This is a genomic window from Pseudomonas lurida (assembly GCF_002563895.1).
Taxonomy (GTDB): domain Bacteria; phylum Pseudomonadota; class Gammaproteobacteria; order Pseudomonadales; family Pseudomonadaceae; genus Aquipseudomonas; species Aquipseudomonas lurida.
Genome location: NZ_PDJB01000001.1, coordinates 1404829 through 1420036, shown reverse-complemented (window position 1 = coordinate 1420036; position 15208 = coordinate 1404829). Strand labels below are relative to the sequence as shown.

Genomic DNA, 15208 nt, shown 5'->3' with positions numbered 1-15208 from the left:
CGCAAAGCACTAAACGGCGGCCTCTGGCCGCCGTTTTGCTATAAGATAACGGCCGTTTTATGAGACTTGGCGCAGGCCCTGCTCTTTGTGGGAGCTGGCTTGCCTGCGATAGCATCGCTGCGGTGTACCTGCCAGGCCGCGGCGCTTGCATCGCAGGCAAGCCAGCTCCCACAAAGGTTCTGCGCCGTTTCACGTCCACATTCGTCCCGCGCCCACGACATGCCTCCCGGAGTTTTCCCATGACGGCCCACGCCGACCTTTCGCCGACCCTTCAACTCGCTATCGACCTGATCCGTCGCCCCTCAGTGACGCCGGTCGACGCCGATTGCCAGAAGCTGATGATGCAGCGCCTGGGCGACGCCGGTTTTGCGCTCGAGCCGATGCGCATCGAAGAGGTGGACAACTTCTGGGCCACCCATGGCAAGCACGATGGCCCGGTGCTGTGCTTTGCTGGCCACACCGACGTGGTGCCGACTGGCCCGGTGCAAGCCTGGCAGAACGACCCGTTCGACGCGCTGATCGACGACAACGGCATGCTCTGCGGGCGTGGCGCGGCAGATATGAAAGGCAGCCTGGCCGCCATGCTGGTGGCGTCGGAGCGTTTCGTCGCCGACTACCCGGACCATAAGGGCTCGGTCGCCTTCTTGATCACCAGCGATGAGGAAGGCCCGGCGCACCATGGCACCAAGGCCGTGATCGAGCGCCTGGCCGCACGCAAGGAGCGCCTGGACTGGTGCATCGTCGGCGAACCGTCGAGCACCACGCTGGTGGGCGACGTGGTCAAGAACGGCCGCCGTGGCTCCCTCGGTGCCACCCTGACTGTACGCGGCGTGCAAGGCCACGTGGCCTACCCGCACCTGGCGAAGAACCCGATCCACCTGGCCGCACCCGCCCTCGCGGAACTGGCCGCCGAGCATTGGGATGACGGCAACACGTTCTTCCCACCGACCAGCTTCCAGATCTCCAACCTCAATGCTGGCACTGGCGCGACCAACGTGATCCCGGGTGACCTGACGGCGGTGTTCAACTTCCGTTTCTCTACCGAATCTACCGTCGAAGGCCTGCAACAGCGGGTTGCCGAGATTCTCGACAAGCATGGCCTGGACTGGCACGTGGAATGGGCGCTGTCAGGCTTGCCGTTCCTGACCGAGCCCGGCGCACTGCTGGATGCGGTATCGGCGAGCATCAAGGCGATCACCGGGCGTGAAACCCAGGCATCCACCAGCGGTGGCACCTCCGATGGCCGCTTCATCGCGACCCTCGGCACCCAAGTGGTCGAGTTGGGCCCGGTCAACGCGACGATTCACCAGGTCAACGAGCGCATCCTGGCCAGCGACCTCGATGTATTGACCGAAATCTACTACCAGACCCTGATCAAGTTGCTCGCCTGATGCTGGCCTGCCCCATTTGCAGCGCCCCGCTGAACGCGGTGGACAATGGCGTGGCGTGCCCGGCCGGGCATCGTTTCGACCGTGCACGCCAGGGTTACCTGAACCTGTTGCCGGTGCAGCACAAGAACAGCCGCGACCCAGGCGACAACCTGGCCATGGTCGAGGCGCGTCGTGACTTTCTCAACGCCGGGCACTACGCTCCGGTGGCCAGGCGCCTGGCGGAACTTGCCGCCGAACGCGCGCCGCAGCGCTGGGTGGACATCGGTTGTGGCGAGGGTTACTACACCGCGCAGATCGCCGAGGCCCTGCCCAATGCCGATGGCTATGCCCTGGATATTTCCAAGGAAGCCGTCAAGCGCGCATGCAAGCGTAACCCGGCGCTGACCTGGTTGATCGCGAGCATGGCCCGTGTGCCGTTGGCGTCAGGCAGCTGTCAGTTTCTCGCCAGCGTTTTCAGCCCATTGGACTGGGAAGAGGCCAAGCGCCTGCTCAGCCCTGGCGGCGGCCTGATGAAAGTCGGCCCCACCGCCGGCCACTTGATGGAACTGCGCGAACGCCTGTACGACGAAGTGCGCGAGTACACCGACGACAAGCATCTGGCCCTGGTACCGGACGGCATGAGTTTGGCGCACAGCGAAACCCTGGCGTTCACCCTGAGCCTGGCCGAGCCCCACGACCGCGCCAACCTGTTGGCAATGACGCCTCACGGCTGGCGCGCCAGTGCCGAGCGCCGCGCCGAGGTGATCGGGGCCGCCGAGCCGCTGCAGGTCACGGTGTCAATGCGCTACGATTATTTCGTGCTTCAATAACCGACTTTTAAGTATCCGCGAATGGATTTTCGAATCCCGCAACGAGGAACATCCATGCGCCAACCTGATATCGAGATTTACCTGAAGGACGCCGACGTCGACTACAAGGCCATCGCCGCCTGGCTGGGCGCCGCCCTGGGCCCGTGCACCGACTGGGTCCAGAAAGGCCAGACCTACAAGTGCAAGGCCGGCAACGTGCCCGTCACGTGGCTACCCAAAGCCGTAGGCAAATGGAACAGCCTGTACCTGGAAAGCGACCAGACCCCATGGGACGACGACATCGCCTGCGCCCGCGCCGCGTTTGCCGCGCTGAACGTCGAAGTGCGTTGCGCACCGGGGACGTGGGTTGAGGAAGAAGGTGAGGAAAGCGCTGACACCTGGGTCCGCATCAGCGCGGACGGTGAAGAGCAGATCACCTGGAAAACGGCCTGAATTCAAACGGTGGCCCTAATCAAATGTGGGAGCGGGCTCGCCCGCTCCCACATGGGTTCAGCGGCGTTACGTAACTCTAGCTCAAAGACCGACCACATCCTCCGCCTGCAGCCCCTTTTCGCCGGTCACCACGGCGTATTCCACCTGCTGGCCCTCGGCCAGGGAGCGGTGGCCTTCACCACGAATGGCGCGGTAGTGCACAAACACATCCTTGCCGTCTTCGCGTTGAATAAACCCATAGCCCTTTGCATCGTTGAACCACTTCACATTGCCGGTTTCGCGCGTTGCCATCTGTTTTACTCCCACATGCTTTTTATTGTTGAGTCGCTCGCATTGAACTGCCGAGTATAAGACAGGCTCAAAAACGTTCAACTCAAGTTTACTTCGCTGCTTTTTTGCCGATTTTCGGCGAATACGGCACACTACCCGCCCGAGCATCTGCTCGGTTTTTTCCACTTGAAGCAGCACGCCTATGACCCGCTCTCCGTTTCGCCGTCTAGTGTTTGGCACCTTGCGCCGACTGTTGTACCTCTGGGTTCGCTCGGAGACGATCAACCAGTCGTCCTTAACCCTTAACCTGGACCGCAGCCGGCCGGTGTTCTACGTCCTGCAATCGCCCTCCCTCACCGAATTGGCCGTGGTCGATGCCGAGTGCACCAAGGCCGGCCTGCCGCGCCCGGTGCTGCCGGTGGCGGTTGGCCCGTTGATGGAGCCCGCGGCGTTCTTCTACCTCACACCAGAACCGGACTGGCTCGGCCGCCAGGACAAGCGCGGCGCGCCGCCGACCCTGACTCGCCTGGTCGACACCCTCAGCGAGCACGCGCAAGAGGATGCACAAATCATTCCGGTCAGCGTGTTCTGGGGGCAGTCGCCCGAGAGCGAGTCCAGCCCGTGGAAGCTGCTGTTTGCCGACAGCTGGGCCGTCACCGGCCGTCTGCGTCGGTTGTTGAGCATCCTGATCCTGGGTCGCAAGACCCGCGTGCAATTCTCTGCGCCAATCAACCTGCGTGAATTGATCGAGCACAATAAAGGGCACGAACGTACGGTGCGCATGGCCCAGCGCATCTTGCGTGTGCACTTTCGTAACCTGAAGACCGCCGTGATCGGCCCCGACCTGTCCCACCGCCGCAACCTGGTGAAGGGGTTGGTCAACATGCCATTGGTGCGCCAAGCCATCGCCGAGGAAGCCGAACGGGAAAAGATCAGCCCGGAGAAAGCCAAGGCCCAGGCCCTGCGCTACGGCAACGAGATCGCCTCGGACTACACCTACACGGCGATTCGCTTCCTCGAAGTGGTGCTGAGCTGGTTCTGGAACAAGATCTACGACGGTATCAAGGTCAATAACATCGAAGGTGTGCAACAGGTTGCCCAGGGCTACGAGGTGATCTACGTGCCGTGCCACCGCAGCCATATCGATTACCTGCTGCTGTCCTACCTGCTGTTCAAGAATGGCCTGACCCCGCCGCACATCGCTGCGGGGATCAACCTGAACATGCCGGTGATCGGCAGCCTGCTGCGCCGTGGCGGTGCGTTTTTCATGCGACGCACCTTCAAGGGCAACCCGTTGTACACCTCGGTGTTCAACGAATACCTGCACACCCTGTTCACCAAAGGCTTCCCGGTGGAGTACTTCGTCGAAGGCGGGCGCTCGCGCACCGGGCGCATGCTGCAGCCGAAAACCGGGATGCTGGCGATTACACTGCGCAGTTTCCTGCGCTCCTCACGCATGCCGATCGTGTTCGTGCCGGTGTACATCGGCTACGAGCGCGTGCTCGAAGGCCGCACCTACCTCGGTGAGTTGCGCGGCGCGAGCAAGAAGAAAGAGTCGATCTTCGATATCTTCAAAGTGGTTGGCGCGCTCAAGCAACGCTTTGGCCAGGTCGCGGTCAACTTTGGCGAGCCGATCAAACTGGCCGAATTCCTCGACGCCGAGCAACCGGACTGGCGTGCCCAGGAATTGGCCCCGAACTACAAACCGGCCTGGCTCAACGAAACCACCAACCGCCTCGGCGAACAGGTGGCGCGCCACTTGAACGAAGCCGCCGCAGTAAACCCGGTCAACCTGGTGGCCCTGGCCCTGCTGTCCACCACACGCCTGGCCCTCGACGAACAGGCCATGGCGCGCCAACTGGACCTGTACCTGGCGCTGCTGCGCCGCGTGCCCTACTCGCCCCACACCACCTTGCCCGAAGGCGATGGCCTGGCGCTGATCCAACACGTCAAGGACATGGACCTGCTGTCGGAACAGAGCGATGCCCTGGGTAAGATTCTGTACCTGGATGAGCAGAACGCCGTCCTGATGACCTACTACCGCAACAACGTGCTGCACATCTTCGCACTGCCGGCGCTGCTGGCCAGTTTCTTCCAGAGCAGTTCGCGGATGAGCCGCGATCAGATCCTGCGCTATACCCACGCGCTGTACCCGTACCTGCAATCGGAGTTGTTTATCCGCTGGTCCCTGGAAGAGCTGGACGCCGTGATCGACCAATGGCTGGAAGCCTTTGTCGAACAAGGCCTGCTGCGTTTCGAGAATAACGTTTACCTGCGCCCGGCACCGAGTTCACGGCACTTTGTGTTGCTGACGCTGCTGTCCAAGAGCATCGCCCAGACCCTGCAACGCTTCTACATGGCGATCTCGCTGCTGCTCAACAGCGGCCAGAACAGCATCAGTGCCGAAGAACTGGAAGACCTCTGCACGATCATGGCCCAGCGCCTGTCGATCCTGCATGGCCTCAACGCCCCGGAGTTCTTCGATAAGAGCCTTTTCCGACATTTCATCCAGACCTTGCTGGAGCAAGATGTGCTGCGCCGCGACGAAGCCGGCAAGTTGAGTTATCACGATTTGCTCGGCGAGTTGGCCGAAGGCGCCGCCAAGCGCGTATTGCCAGCCGATATTCGCCTGTCGATACGCCAGGTGGCCCTGCATCGTGTCGATGGCGCGGGTGAAGCACCTGTCGAACCTGAAGAAAACCGCTAGATTTAAGCAGGCGCCGGTTGGATGCCGGCGCCGTTGAAAAGGAGTTGTACCATGAAAAAGATCATCCTCCTGGGCCTCACCGCCCTGCTCGGAGCCTGCCAAAGCATGAGTCCCACGCCCAAGGCCAGTCTCGACGGCGAAGTGTTCTACCTGCAACGCATCGCCCTGCCGCCAAGCGCGACCTTGAGTGTCAGCCTGCAAGACGTGTCCCTGGCGGATGCACCCGCCGTGACACTCGCCGAGCAGAAAGGCCCGGTCAAAGGCCAGGTGCCGCTGCCCTTCCACCTGAGCTATGACCCGTCGCAGGTCAAACCCGGCCACAGCTATTCGGTGAGTGCTCGCATCGAACTGGATGGCAAGCTACTGTTTATCACTACCGAACGGCACGCTGTGCAGCTCAATGGCGAGGACCCACAACCTCTGCGCCTGCGCGTTGATGCTGTGGCTCATTGAACAGCCTCTAGAACCTAAGCCCTATCAAAAGGAAGCGCCCATGCTCCGTAACTCCCTTCGCTTTACTGCCCTGTGCGCCGGCCTGTTGCTCGGTGCCAACGCCATGGCCCTGGACTTGAGCAGCCTGTCCCAGGGTGACGCCAGCGGCGGCCTCAAGGATGCCCTGACCCAAGGCGCGCAGATCGCCGTGAAGCAACTGGGCGTACCCGGTGGTTTCAGTAACAACCCGGAAGTGAAGATCGGCCTGCCAGGCAAGCTGGGCAAAGTCGCTGACAAGCTGAAAATGTTCGGCATGGGTGACCAGGTCACGCAGCTGGAAACCAGCATGAACAAGGCTGCCGAAACCGCCGTCACCCAGGCCCAGCCGATCCTGGTCAACGCCGTGAAAAACATGAGCGTGACTGACGCCAAGGGCATCCTCAGCGGAGGCCAGGATTCCGCCACCCAGTACCTGAACAAAAGCAGCCGTGAACAAATCCGCGCCAAGTTCCTGCCGATCGTCAAGGCCGCCACCGACAAGGTGGGTGTGGCCCAGCAATACAACGCCTTGGCCGGCAAGGCCGCGGCGTTTGGCGCAGTGGACGCCAAGAGCGCCAACGTCGAAAACTACGTGACCGAGCAGGCGCTGGACGGGTTGTTCAAGATGATTGCCAAGCAGGAAGAAACCATTCGCGAAAACCCGGCAGCGGCGGCCACCAGCCTGGCGAAGAAGGTGTTTGGCGCGCTGTAACCCCCTCCCCTCGATTGCGCCCAGTCGCTTGTCACTGGCCTGGGCGCAGCGCTCTCACGCGCTTAACGACTCAATGAAAACACTGGCCTGCCGGACACGTGATGCCCGGTGATCCTGTGTGGGTGTGGTGTGCTGTCGATCGGCTTGGCCGGTTGAGCATAGGGGTACCCCGGGCGGCTTGTATGAGGACGGTGCGGGTGCTGGCAGTTGCCATAACCTGGCCGCTGCGGCTTGGCGGGCTCATAGCCTGGTTTAGATGAATGGTTGCCTATCAGGGCCTCCAGGAACGCAATCTTGAAATTAGCAATGGCGGTAAAAATCGACATAGAACACTCCCTTAACCCACAGAAAAAGAGGCTCGTTTGCCCACTGGCAAAGTCCGAGCCTGCGCGCCGTTCCAGCACGCTTTTGTGAGTGGAGTAAACGTAGGGAACGTTCCACCTGCATCGATGGAGGTTGCATCGGCATGTGAATCGGACGCTAGCCGACCCCGTGCACGGCCGAGATAGCCGGCCAGATCAACGCCTTGACGTGTTGGTCTGGCCGGGAGCCTGCGTGATTATGCGACGTCCTTTTTCACCCGGAACCACGCAGCATAAAGTGCCGGCAGGAACAACAGCGTCAACGCCGTCGCCACGATCAACCCGCCCATGATCGCCACGGCCATCGGCCCGAAGAACACGCTGCGTGACAGCGGGATCATCGCCAGTACGGCCGCCAGGGCTGTCAGCACAATTGGGCGGAAACGTCGGACGGTGGCTTCAATAATCGCCTGCCAGGGCGCCAGGCCCGCCTTGATGTCCTGTTCGATCTGGTCCACGAGGATCACTGAGTTACGCATGATCATCCCGGACAGCGCGATGGTTCCCAGCATGGCCACGAAGCCGAAAGGCTGGCGGAACACCAGCAAGAACAGCGTCACGCCGATCAACCCCAACGGGGCTGTCAGAAACACCATGGCAGTGCGCGAGAAGCTGCGCAGTTGCAGCATCAGCAGGGTCAGCACCACCACGATAAACAAGGGTACGCCGGCCTTCACCGAGTTTTGGCCACGGGCAGAGTCCTCGACCGTGCCGCCGACATCCAGCAGGTAGCCATCCGGGAGCTCGGCACGCACGCCCTCGAGGGTCGGCAGAATCTGCTGGACCAGCGTCGCCGGTTGCTCCTTGCCGTAGATATCCGCGCGGATGGTCACTGTTGGCAGACGGTTGCGGTGCCAGATGACGCCTTCCTCGAAGCCGTATTCAAGGGTGGCGATCTGCGACAGCGCCACGCTTTTGCCGTTGTCCGTCGGCACCGCCAGGCTTGGCAGCAATGACAGTTCGGTGCGTTCATGCACGGTGCCGCGCAGGAGAATTTCGATCAACTCGTTGTCCTCCCGATACTGGCTCACGCTGGAACCGGTCAACGAACTCTGGAGGAATTTCGACATGTTGGCCGTACTCACGCCGAGGGCACGGGCGCGGTCCTGGTCGATATTGAGGTAGACGATCTTGCTCGGCTCTTCCCAGTCCAGGTGCACGTTGACCACGTGGGTATTCTCGCGAACCTTGGCCGCCACTTTGCGCGCGAGGGCGCGGACTTCCTCGATGTGTTCGCCAGTCACGCGAAACTGCACCGGATAGCCCACGGGCGGGCCGTTTTCCAGGCGGGTGACCCGTGAACGCAGGTCGGGGAATTGCTCGTTGAGGGTTTCGATCAGCCAGGTGCGCAGGCTTTCGCGTTCCTCGATGGTTTTAGCCAACACCACAAACTGGGCGAAGCTGGTGGCCGGCAGTTGTTGATCCAGCGGCAGGTAGAAACGCGGCGAACCGGTGCCGACGTAGGCCACGTAGTTGTCAATGCCCGCGTGATCCTTGAGCAACGCCTCCAGGCGCTTGACCTGGTCGGCGGTGTTGCTCAGGGAGGCGCCTTCAGCCAGCTTCAAGTCGACCATCAGTTCGAGACGGCCCGAGGCGGGGAAGAACTGTTGCGGCACAAAACGGAACAGCGCAACCGAGCCAACGAACAGCAGCAGGGTCAAGACGATCACGGTTTTGCGTCGCCGCACGCACCACTCCACCAAACGCCGCACACGTTGGTAGAACGGTGTGCCGTAGGGATCCGGGCCATCACTGCCGTGCTTGGCGGCATGCATCTTCGCCAGGTCCGGCAGGAGTTTTTCCCCCAGGTAGGGCACGAACACCACGGCGGCGACCCACGAGGCCAGCAACGCGATGGTCACCACCTGGAAGATCGAACGCGTGTACTCGCCCGTGCTCGACTGCGCGGTAGCAATCGGCAAGAAGCCAGCGGCGGTGATCAATGTGCCGGTGAGCATCGGGAACGCGGTGCTGGTCCAGGCAAAGCTGGCGGCCTTGAGCCGGTCGTAACCCTGCTCCATCTTGATCGCCATCATTTCCACGGCGATGATCGCGTCATCCACCAACAAACCCAACGCCAACACCAGTGCCCCCAGGGAAATCTTGTGCAAGCCGATGCCAAGGTAGTACATGGTGGCAAACGTCATCGCCAGCACCAGCGGAATCGCCAGGGCCACCACCATGCCGGTGCGCACGCCGAGGGAGAAGAAACTCACCAGCAACACGATGGCCAGCGCTTCGGCCAGCACCTGCACGAATTCGCCGACGCTGGTTTTCACCGCCGCCGGTTGGTCCGACACCTTGCGCAACTCCATGCCGGCCGGAAGGTTCTTTTGCAGGCGTGCGAATTCGCCTTCCAGGGCTTTGCCCAATACCAGGATGTCGCCACCGTCGCGCATGGCGACGGCCAGGCCGATCGCGTCTTCACCCATGTAGCGCATGCGCGGTGCCGGTGGGTCGTTGAAGCCGCGGTGGATGTCGGCTACATCGCCAATGCGGAAGGTGCGGTCGCCCACGCGAATGGGGAAGCTGCGGATCTCTTCCACGCTCTTGAAGTTGCCCGACACCCGCAGTTGCACGCGCTCGCTCGGCGTTTCAAAGAAGCCTGCGGTCGAGACTGCGTTCTGCTCCTGCAACGCCTGTTGCACCGCTGCCAGGGGTAGACCGAGGGTGGCGAGCTTGAGGTTGGACAGTTCGATCCAGATTTTTTCGTCCTGCAGGCCGAGCAACTCGACCTTGCCCACATCCGCCACCCGCTGCAGTTGAATCTGGATACGGTCGGCGTAGTCCTTGAGCACCGCGTAGTCAAAACCATCGCCGGTCAGCGCATAGATATTGCCGAAGGTGGTGCCAAATTCGTCGTTGAAAAAAGGCCCCTGGATATCCGGCGGCAAGGTCTGGCGGATGTCGCTGATCTTTTTGCGCACCTGGTACCACAGCTCGGGGATCTGCGCCGAATGCATGGAATCGCGGGCTATGAAGGTGACCTGGGATTCACCGGGGCGCGAGAAGGAGACGATGCGTTCGTACTCGCCCGTCTCCATGAGCTTCTTCTCGATGCGCTCGGTGACTTGCCGCGAGACTTCCTGGGCGGTTGCACCGGGCCAGTTGGTCTTGATCACCATGGCCTTGAAGGTGAACGGCGGGTCCTCGCTTTGGCCCAGCTTGGAGTAGGACAATGTACCGACGACCGCCAGTAGGATCATCAGGAACAGTACGATCTGGCGATTACGCAACGCCCATTCGGAAAGATTGAAACCCATCGGGGACTACTCCTTGGCCGCCAGATTCACCACACGGTTGGAGCGATCCACCGGGCGCACTTGCTGGCCCTCGTGGAGCACATGCACACCGGCGGCGATGACCCAATCGGTCGGGGCCAGGCCTTCCAGTACCGGGACGGATTTTTCACCAAAGGCGCCAATGCGCACCGGCACGCGGGTGATGGAATTGTCCGGCTGCACGCGCCAGACATAGGACGCGCCGTTCTCCGCACTGAGCGCCGACAGCGGCACCGACAGAGGCACAACGCCGTCGGCCTGGATGAATACGCGCGCGCTCTGACCCAGTTCAGCCGGGACCTTGCCGCCCGTGAACGCTACGCGGGCGGCGAAGGTGCGCGACTTCGGATCGGCTGCCGGCGACAGCTCGCGAATACGTCCGCTGAAGCGTTGGTCGGGCTGGCTCCACAGTTCGACCGACACCGGCTGGCCGATCTTGAAGCGGCCAAAACCTTGCTCCGGCAGGCTTATGAGTACTTCGCGCTCGCCATCGGTGGCCAGGGTGAACACCGTCTGGCCGGCAGACACCACTTGGCCGACTTCCACCGCACGCTTGGCCACCACACCGTCCTGGGGCGCACGCAATACGGCATAACCGGCCTGGTTGTTGGCCACGTCAAACTCGGCCTTGATCTGCTTGAGGCGCGCTTCACCGGAGCGGTAGAGGTTTTCGGAATTGTCGTATTGGGAACGGCTGACCATCTGACGGTCCATCAGGGTCTTGTAGCGGTCGCGCTCGGCACGCACCAGGCTCAAGTTGGCCTGGGCGGCGGCAACTTGGGCGCGGGTCGCTTCCAGTTGCAGGCGCACGTCCTGAGGGTCGAGTTCCGCCAGCGCCTGGTTGGCCTTGACCCGTTCGCCCTCCTCCACCAGCCGCTTGCTGACTTTGCCACCGATGCGAAAAGCCAGGTCTGGTTCGTAGCGGGCGCGTACTTCACCTGGGTAGCTATCCATCGCCTGCACAGAAGGCTGTGGTTGCACCACCATGGCCGGGCGGATGGTGGTTTGGGTCGCTTCTTCATGGCCGCAGGCGGCCAGCAAGCAGACCAGACTGACAGGCAACGCAAAGGGCAGGAAAGTACTGCGCATGCTGGAGGACCTTTCGCAAATGAAGCTAGGAATAATTATACTGGCGGGTATGTTATTAATACCAAACTCACCAGTCCAGTATTAAAGGTGAAAATGTCCGACAATCCTGTGAACACCAATAGCCCCGGGCGTCCCAAGGACATGGCAAAACGCCAGGCAATTCTCGAAGCAGCGAAAATCCTGTTTTTGAGCAATGGCTACGCCAGTACCAGCATGGACGCGGTGGCACTGGAAGCCGGCGTGTCGAAGCTGACCGTCTACAGCCATTTCAACGACAAAGAGACCTTGTTCACCGCCGCCGTGGTGGCCAAATGCGAAGAGCAACTGCCGGTGATGTACTTCGAGCTGCCCGCAGGCATGCCTGTGGAGACTGTGCTGTTGACGATCGCGCGGGGGTTCCATCGCCTGATCAATAGCGAAGAGTCGGTCAACCTGCATCGCCTGATGATGACCACCGGCAATCAGGACGTGAAACTCTCGCAGATCTTCTTCGAGGCAGGCCCCATGCGCATGCTGCAGGGCATGGAACGCCTGCTCGGCAAGATCGACCAGAGCGGCGCATTGAGCATCGACAAACCCTTTACGGCGGCCGAGCACTTCTTCTGCCTGCTCAAGGGCACGGCGAACTTTTGCTTGCTGTATGGCTGCGGCGGGCACCTGAGCGAAGAAGCCGCCGAAGCCCATGTTCAGGAAGTGGTAGGGTTGTTCATGCGTGCCTACAGGCCATGAACGGGCCTCAGCGCTGGCAAGCCAGCGCCTGCTATGCCATACATGCTTCTAAAAGCCGGGCATATCCACGATAAGTACCGCGCCCCCCCTCCCACTATGCGAAGCGAGCCGCTCTTGATCTGGCTTTTGATCTTGCCTTTGATCCTAGCGCCCCATCAAACACGCTGGCCGGAATTCGACAGGGATTTGGGGGGTAAACCGGCAGGGATGCCGGTTTAGCCGCCCCGCGCCATGGAGGGCGCGTGGCGGCGGCCCCCCAAATCCCTGTCGGATTACGGGCACACCGAGCCTAGGCGAGGTGCCGAGTGTTGGGGCAAGAGCCTTTTGGTTACTTTGGGGCTTTTCCAAAGTGACCCGCTGTAAGAGCGGAACCCCTAGCAGCCGTTACCTGAATAACGGATATGTACCCGGTCTGATCCAAAATCCAGGTCGGCTGTCAGGGCGCCTTCGCGGGCAAGCCCGCTCCCACAGTTTTGGGTCGCGGGGTGTCAGGAAGATTGTGGTTGGCTGTTAGGGCGCTTTCGCGAGCAAGCCCGCTCCCACATTTTTGGATCGCGAGATAACCGTTAGACAGTGGTCGGCTGTCGGGGCGCCTTCGCGAGCAAGCCCGCTCCCACAGTTGGGTCGTGGGGTAAGCGTTAGATAGCGGTTGGCTGTCGGGCCGCCGGAGTGAGCAAGCTCCCAAGCCCCAGGTACAGCGCCGTAGCCAGCGTCATGCGGATATCTATACCGCGATGAAGCCCGAAAAGCCTCAAGGCTTGAGCGCTTTCTTGGGGTAGATGTCATACCGGCTGGACTTACCATCCAGCGCATGGCTCGGCTTGGGCCCGTCAATGCACGGCGCCTTGCGCGGGCGCTTGACCACCACGCGATGGCTGGCCAGGGCCAGCGCGGCAGCCAACAGCGCGGGAGCGTCCGGATCATCCCCCACCAGCGGTCGGAACAGACGCATTTCCTTCTTCACCAGCGCGGTCTTCTCACGGTGCGGGAACATCGGGTCGAGGTAGATCACCTGGGGCGGCTCGCCTTCCCAATGGCGCATCACGTCGATGGAGTTGCCCTTGAGCAGCTGCATGCGCGCCACGATCGGTGCCACCTCAAAATCATCCGCGCCACGTGCCAACCCATCCTCAAGCAACGCACCGATCAACGGCTGACGCTCGATCAGGCTCATCTCGCAACCCAGGCTGGCCAGCACGAATGCGTCTTTGCCCAAGCCTGCCGTGGCGTCTAGCACCCGTGGGCGCACGCCTTGGGCGACGCCCACGGCCTTGGCGATCATCTGCCCGCTGCCGCCGCCGTACAGGCGTCGATGCGCCGCGCCGCCTTCGACAAAGTCCACCCGCACCGGCCCAGGCGCGTCAGGCCCAAGCTGTTGCAACTGAAGGCCATGCTCTCCCACTTGCAGGGAAAATTCCGCATCTGCCAGGTACAACGGCAAGCCCAACAGGGTAGCCCACTGCTCGGCACGGGCCTTGAAACCTTCGCCCAAGGCCTCGACCTGGATGCGGCTGGCCGCTGGTTGTTCGCTCATCAATCGCTACGCTCAAAAATATTAAGGATCGGCAAACAGCGGCCGATAAAAACAACAGTCAGGTATTTTGCCAGAGCTGAGCGTCGACCGAGAAAAATGTCAGACATTCTTCCCCTAACCATCGGTGTACTGCCGACCCATAACCACTACGGCCTGCGCAATACTCAAGCGCTGGCCGGGGTGAGTCATGTGTGGCAGGACTTCTTCGCCCGGGCACTGGCCGAGCAGCTCGGTGACACGCCGGACGCGCTCGCGGTGCAGGCGACCGCACCGGCGGACCCAGCGGTAGAACCGAGTGCCGGCGCCGACCTGTTGTCGCAGATCCTCACGCAGCGTGAGTGCGACGTGAAAGACACCGAAATCGCCCCACCCGAGCCGCTGTTCCTGCCGATCGCCGAGCTCGAGACCGACTTGCTGCCACCGGCCGCCCCGCCGTTCCCGGAAGAAGAAATCGTCGCCCAGCAGCGCCAGCAGAACTTCGAAAGTGGCTGGGTGCGCCCGATCGTGCTGAACGCTGGTCAACCGCTGCCCGAACCAGGCCCGGCGCCCGAACCACGCCCACTGCACCTGCCAATCGCCGAATTCGAACTGGACCTGCTGCCACCCGCCGCCACGCCGTACCCAACCGAAGAACTGGTCGCGCAACAAAAAGCCCTGGATTTCGATTATTACTGGGCACGTCCGTTGGTCACGCAGAACCTGCGCCTGGCCGCCTGATACTCAGCGACATACCCACCAACGCCCCATATCCAGATGGAAATGGTTGCGGTGCGCGGCGTTGTAGTCCGGGCTCAGCACCACATTGAAATCATCACAGGCGCTATCGCGTACCTGACGCAGGAACCGCGCCTTGTCGCCCTCTCCTGGCCAATCCTTGAGCACGCTGATACTGCGCCCATCCGCCAGGCGAAAGCCGGCAATGTCCAGCGCATTCGCCGACGCGTGCTGGCTGAGTCGGCCCTCGGCACGGTTGTAGATATTGCGGCAGGCAAAGCTGCCCAGGTGATCGACCCGCGTCACCGCCTGGCCAAATACCGCCTGGGCCGCCGGTTGCAGGCTGTGCCGCTCGAACAGGGCGAACGCCACCGCCAGTGGGCAACTGGCGAGAAAGCTGCTGCTCAGCCCGACGGCTGCACCCTGTACGCGCAAGGTATTACGCAAGGGGCACGTGGCATCCGCCGGCGTATCCGCCTGATGGCTGACGCGCAGGCCCGAGGTTTCCAGCACTTGGTCGCACAGCGCCGGGTCAGCCTGCAAGCGACCCAGCTTGTAGCGCGTCAACAGGTTGGGACTGGCACGCACATCCAACGGTGCCCACGGGTTCCAATCGGCCGGTAGGGGTACCCAGCCACGCCACACGCCTACGGCAAAGACTGCAGCCAGCATCAGCAGCGTGCCCATCACTGTGGAAAAACGCACCG

At 61.9% G+C, this 15208-nt stretch carries 13 protein-coding genes; 8 read left to right on the top strand and 5 right to left on the bottom strand.

The features are described 5' to 3' along the window. The first annotated feature begins 239 nt into the window (after positions 1-239). Genes dapE through ATH90_RS06400 form a run of 3 tightly spaced genes read left to right on the top strand, consistent with a single transcriptional unit; the run spans position 240 to position 2632 of the window. Positions 240-1391, top strand: a complete 1152-nt coding sequence (dapE, locus tag ATH90_RS06410; RefSeq protein WP_034109119.1) for a succinyl-diaminopimelate desuccinylase — start codon at positions 240-242, stop codon at positions 1389-1391. Then, a complete protein-coding gene (locus tag ATH90_RS06405; RefSeq protein ID WP_098465897.1) occupies positions 1391-2200 on the top strand; it encodes a putative RNA methyltransferase in 810 nt (269 codons plus the stop codon). The genes dapE and ATH90_RS06405 overlap by 1 nt, the downstream gene beginning before the upstream one ends. A gap of 54 nt (positions 2201-2254) precedes the next feature. Continuing rightward, a complete protein-coding gene (locus ATH90_RS06400; protein ID WP_034109122.1) occupies positions 2255-2632 on the top strand; it encodes a hypothetical protein in 378 nt (125 codons plus the stop codon). An 81-nt stretch (positions 2633-2713) separates the two neighbouring features. On the opposite strand, the gene ATH90_RS06395 is transcribed toward ATH90_RS06400, so the two are convergent. Beyond that, positions 2714-2923, bottom strand: a complete 210-nt coding sequence (locus tag ATH90_RS06395; RefSeq protein WP_003219353.1) for a cold-shock protein — start codon at positions 2921-2923, stop codon at positions 2714-2716. 181 nt (positions 2924-3104) lie between these two features. Here ATH90_RS06395 and plsB point away from each other — a divergent pair, with 181 nt between their 5' ends. The 3 genes from plsB to ATH90_RS06380 are packed head-to-tail and all read left to right on the top strand — an operon-like array spanning position 3105 to position 6792. Then, the gene (plsB, locus tag ATH90_RS06390; protein WP_034109124.1) at positions 3105-5609 is read left to right on the top strand and encodes a glycerol-3-phosphate 1-O-acyltransferase PlsB; all 2505 of its coding nucleotides are present in this window, start codon (positions 3105-3107) and stop codon (positions 5607-5609) included. A gap of 51 nt (positions 5610-5660) precedes the next feature. Then, the gene (locus tag ATH90_RS06385; RefSeq protein ID WP_034109126.1) at positions 5661-6062 is read left to right on the top strand and encodes a YbaY family lipoprotein; all 402 of its coding nucleotides are present in this window, start codon (positions 5661-5663) and stop codon (positions 6060-6062) included. Positions 6063-6102: 40 nt separating this feature from the next. Next, positions 6103-6792, top strand: coding sequence for a DUF4197 domain-containing protein (locus tag ATH90_RS06380; RefSeq protein WP_010212601.1), 690 nt, complete (start codon positions 6103-6105; stop codon positions 6790-6792). A 559-nt stretch (positions 6793-7351) separates the two neighbouring features. On the opposite strand, the gene ATH90_RS06375 is transcribed toward ATH90_RS06380, so the two are convergent. Beyond that, on the bottom strand, positions 7352-10417 hold the full coding sequence (locus ATH90_RS06375) for an efflux RND transporter permease subunit (protein ID WP_098465896.1): 3066 nt from the start codon (positions 10415-10417) through the stop codon (positions 7352-7354). A 6-nt stretch (positions 10418-10423) separates the two neighbouring features. Continuing rightward, positions 10424-11524 carry an efflux RND transporter periplasmic adaptor subunit gene (locus ATH90_RS06370; protein WP_034109130.1) on the bottom strand — a complete coding sequence of 367 codons (1101 nt, stop codon included), beginning with the start codon at positions 11522-11524 and terminating at the stop codon, positions 10424-10426. A gap of 93 nt (positions 11525-11617) precedes the next feature. Between ATH90_RS06370 and ATH90_RS06365 the strand changes: the two genes are divergently transcribed. After that, positions 11618-12253, top strand: a complete 636-nt coding sequence (locus tag ATH90_RS06365; protein ID WP_034109131.1) for a TetR/AcrR family transcriptional regulator — start codon at positions 11618-11620, stop codon at positions 12251-12253. Positions 12254-13004: 751 nt separating this feature from the next. Here the strand turns inward: ATH90_RS06365 and ATH90_RS06360 are convergent. Further along, on the bottom strand, positions 13005-13787 hold the full coding sequence (locus tag ATH90_RS06360; RefSeq protein WP_098465895.1) for a class I SAM-dependent methyltransferase: 783 nt from the start codon (positions 13785-13787) through the stop codon (positions 13005-13007). A 96-nt stretch (positions 13788-13883) separates the two neighbouring features. On the opposite strand from ATH90_RS06360, the gene ATH90_RS06355 reads away from it, so the two are divergent. Then, complete coding sequence (locus ATH90_RS06355; protein ID WP_034102479.1) at positions 13884-14504, top strand: hypothetical protein; 621 nt, start codon at positions 13884-13886, stop codon at positions 14502-14504. Positions 14505-14507: 3 nt separating this feature from the next. On the opposite strand, the gene ATH90_RS06350 is transcribed toward ATH90_RS06355, so the two are convergent. Continuing rightward, positions 14508-15188: an extensin-like domain-containing protein gene (locus ATH90_RS06350; protein ID WP_189655478.1), complete on the bottom strand. Its 681-nt coding sequence runs from the start codon at positions 15186-15188 to the stop codon at positions 14508-14510. Positions 15189-15208 lie beyond the last annotated feature (20 nt).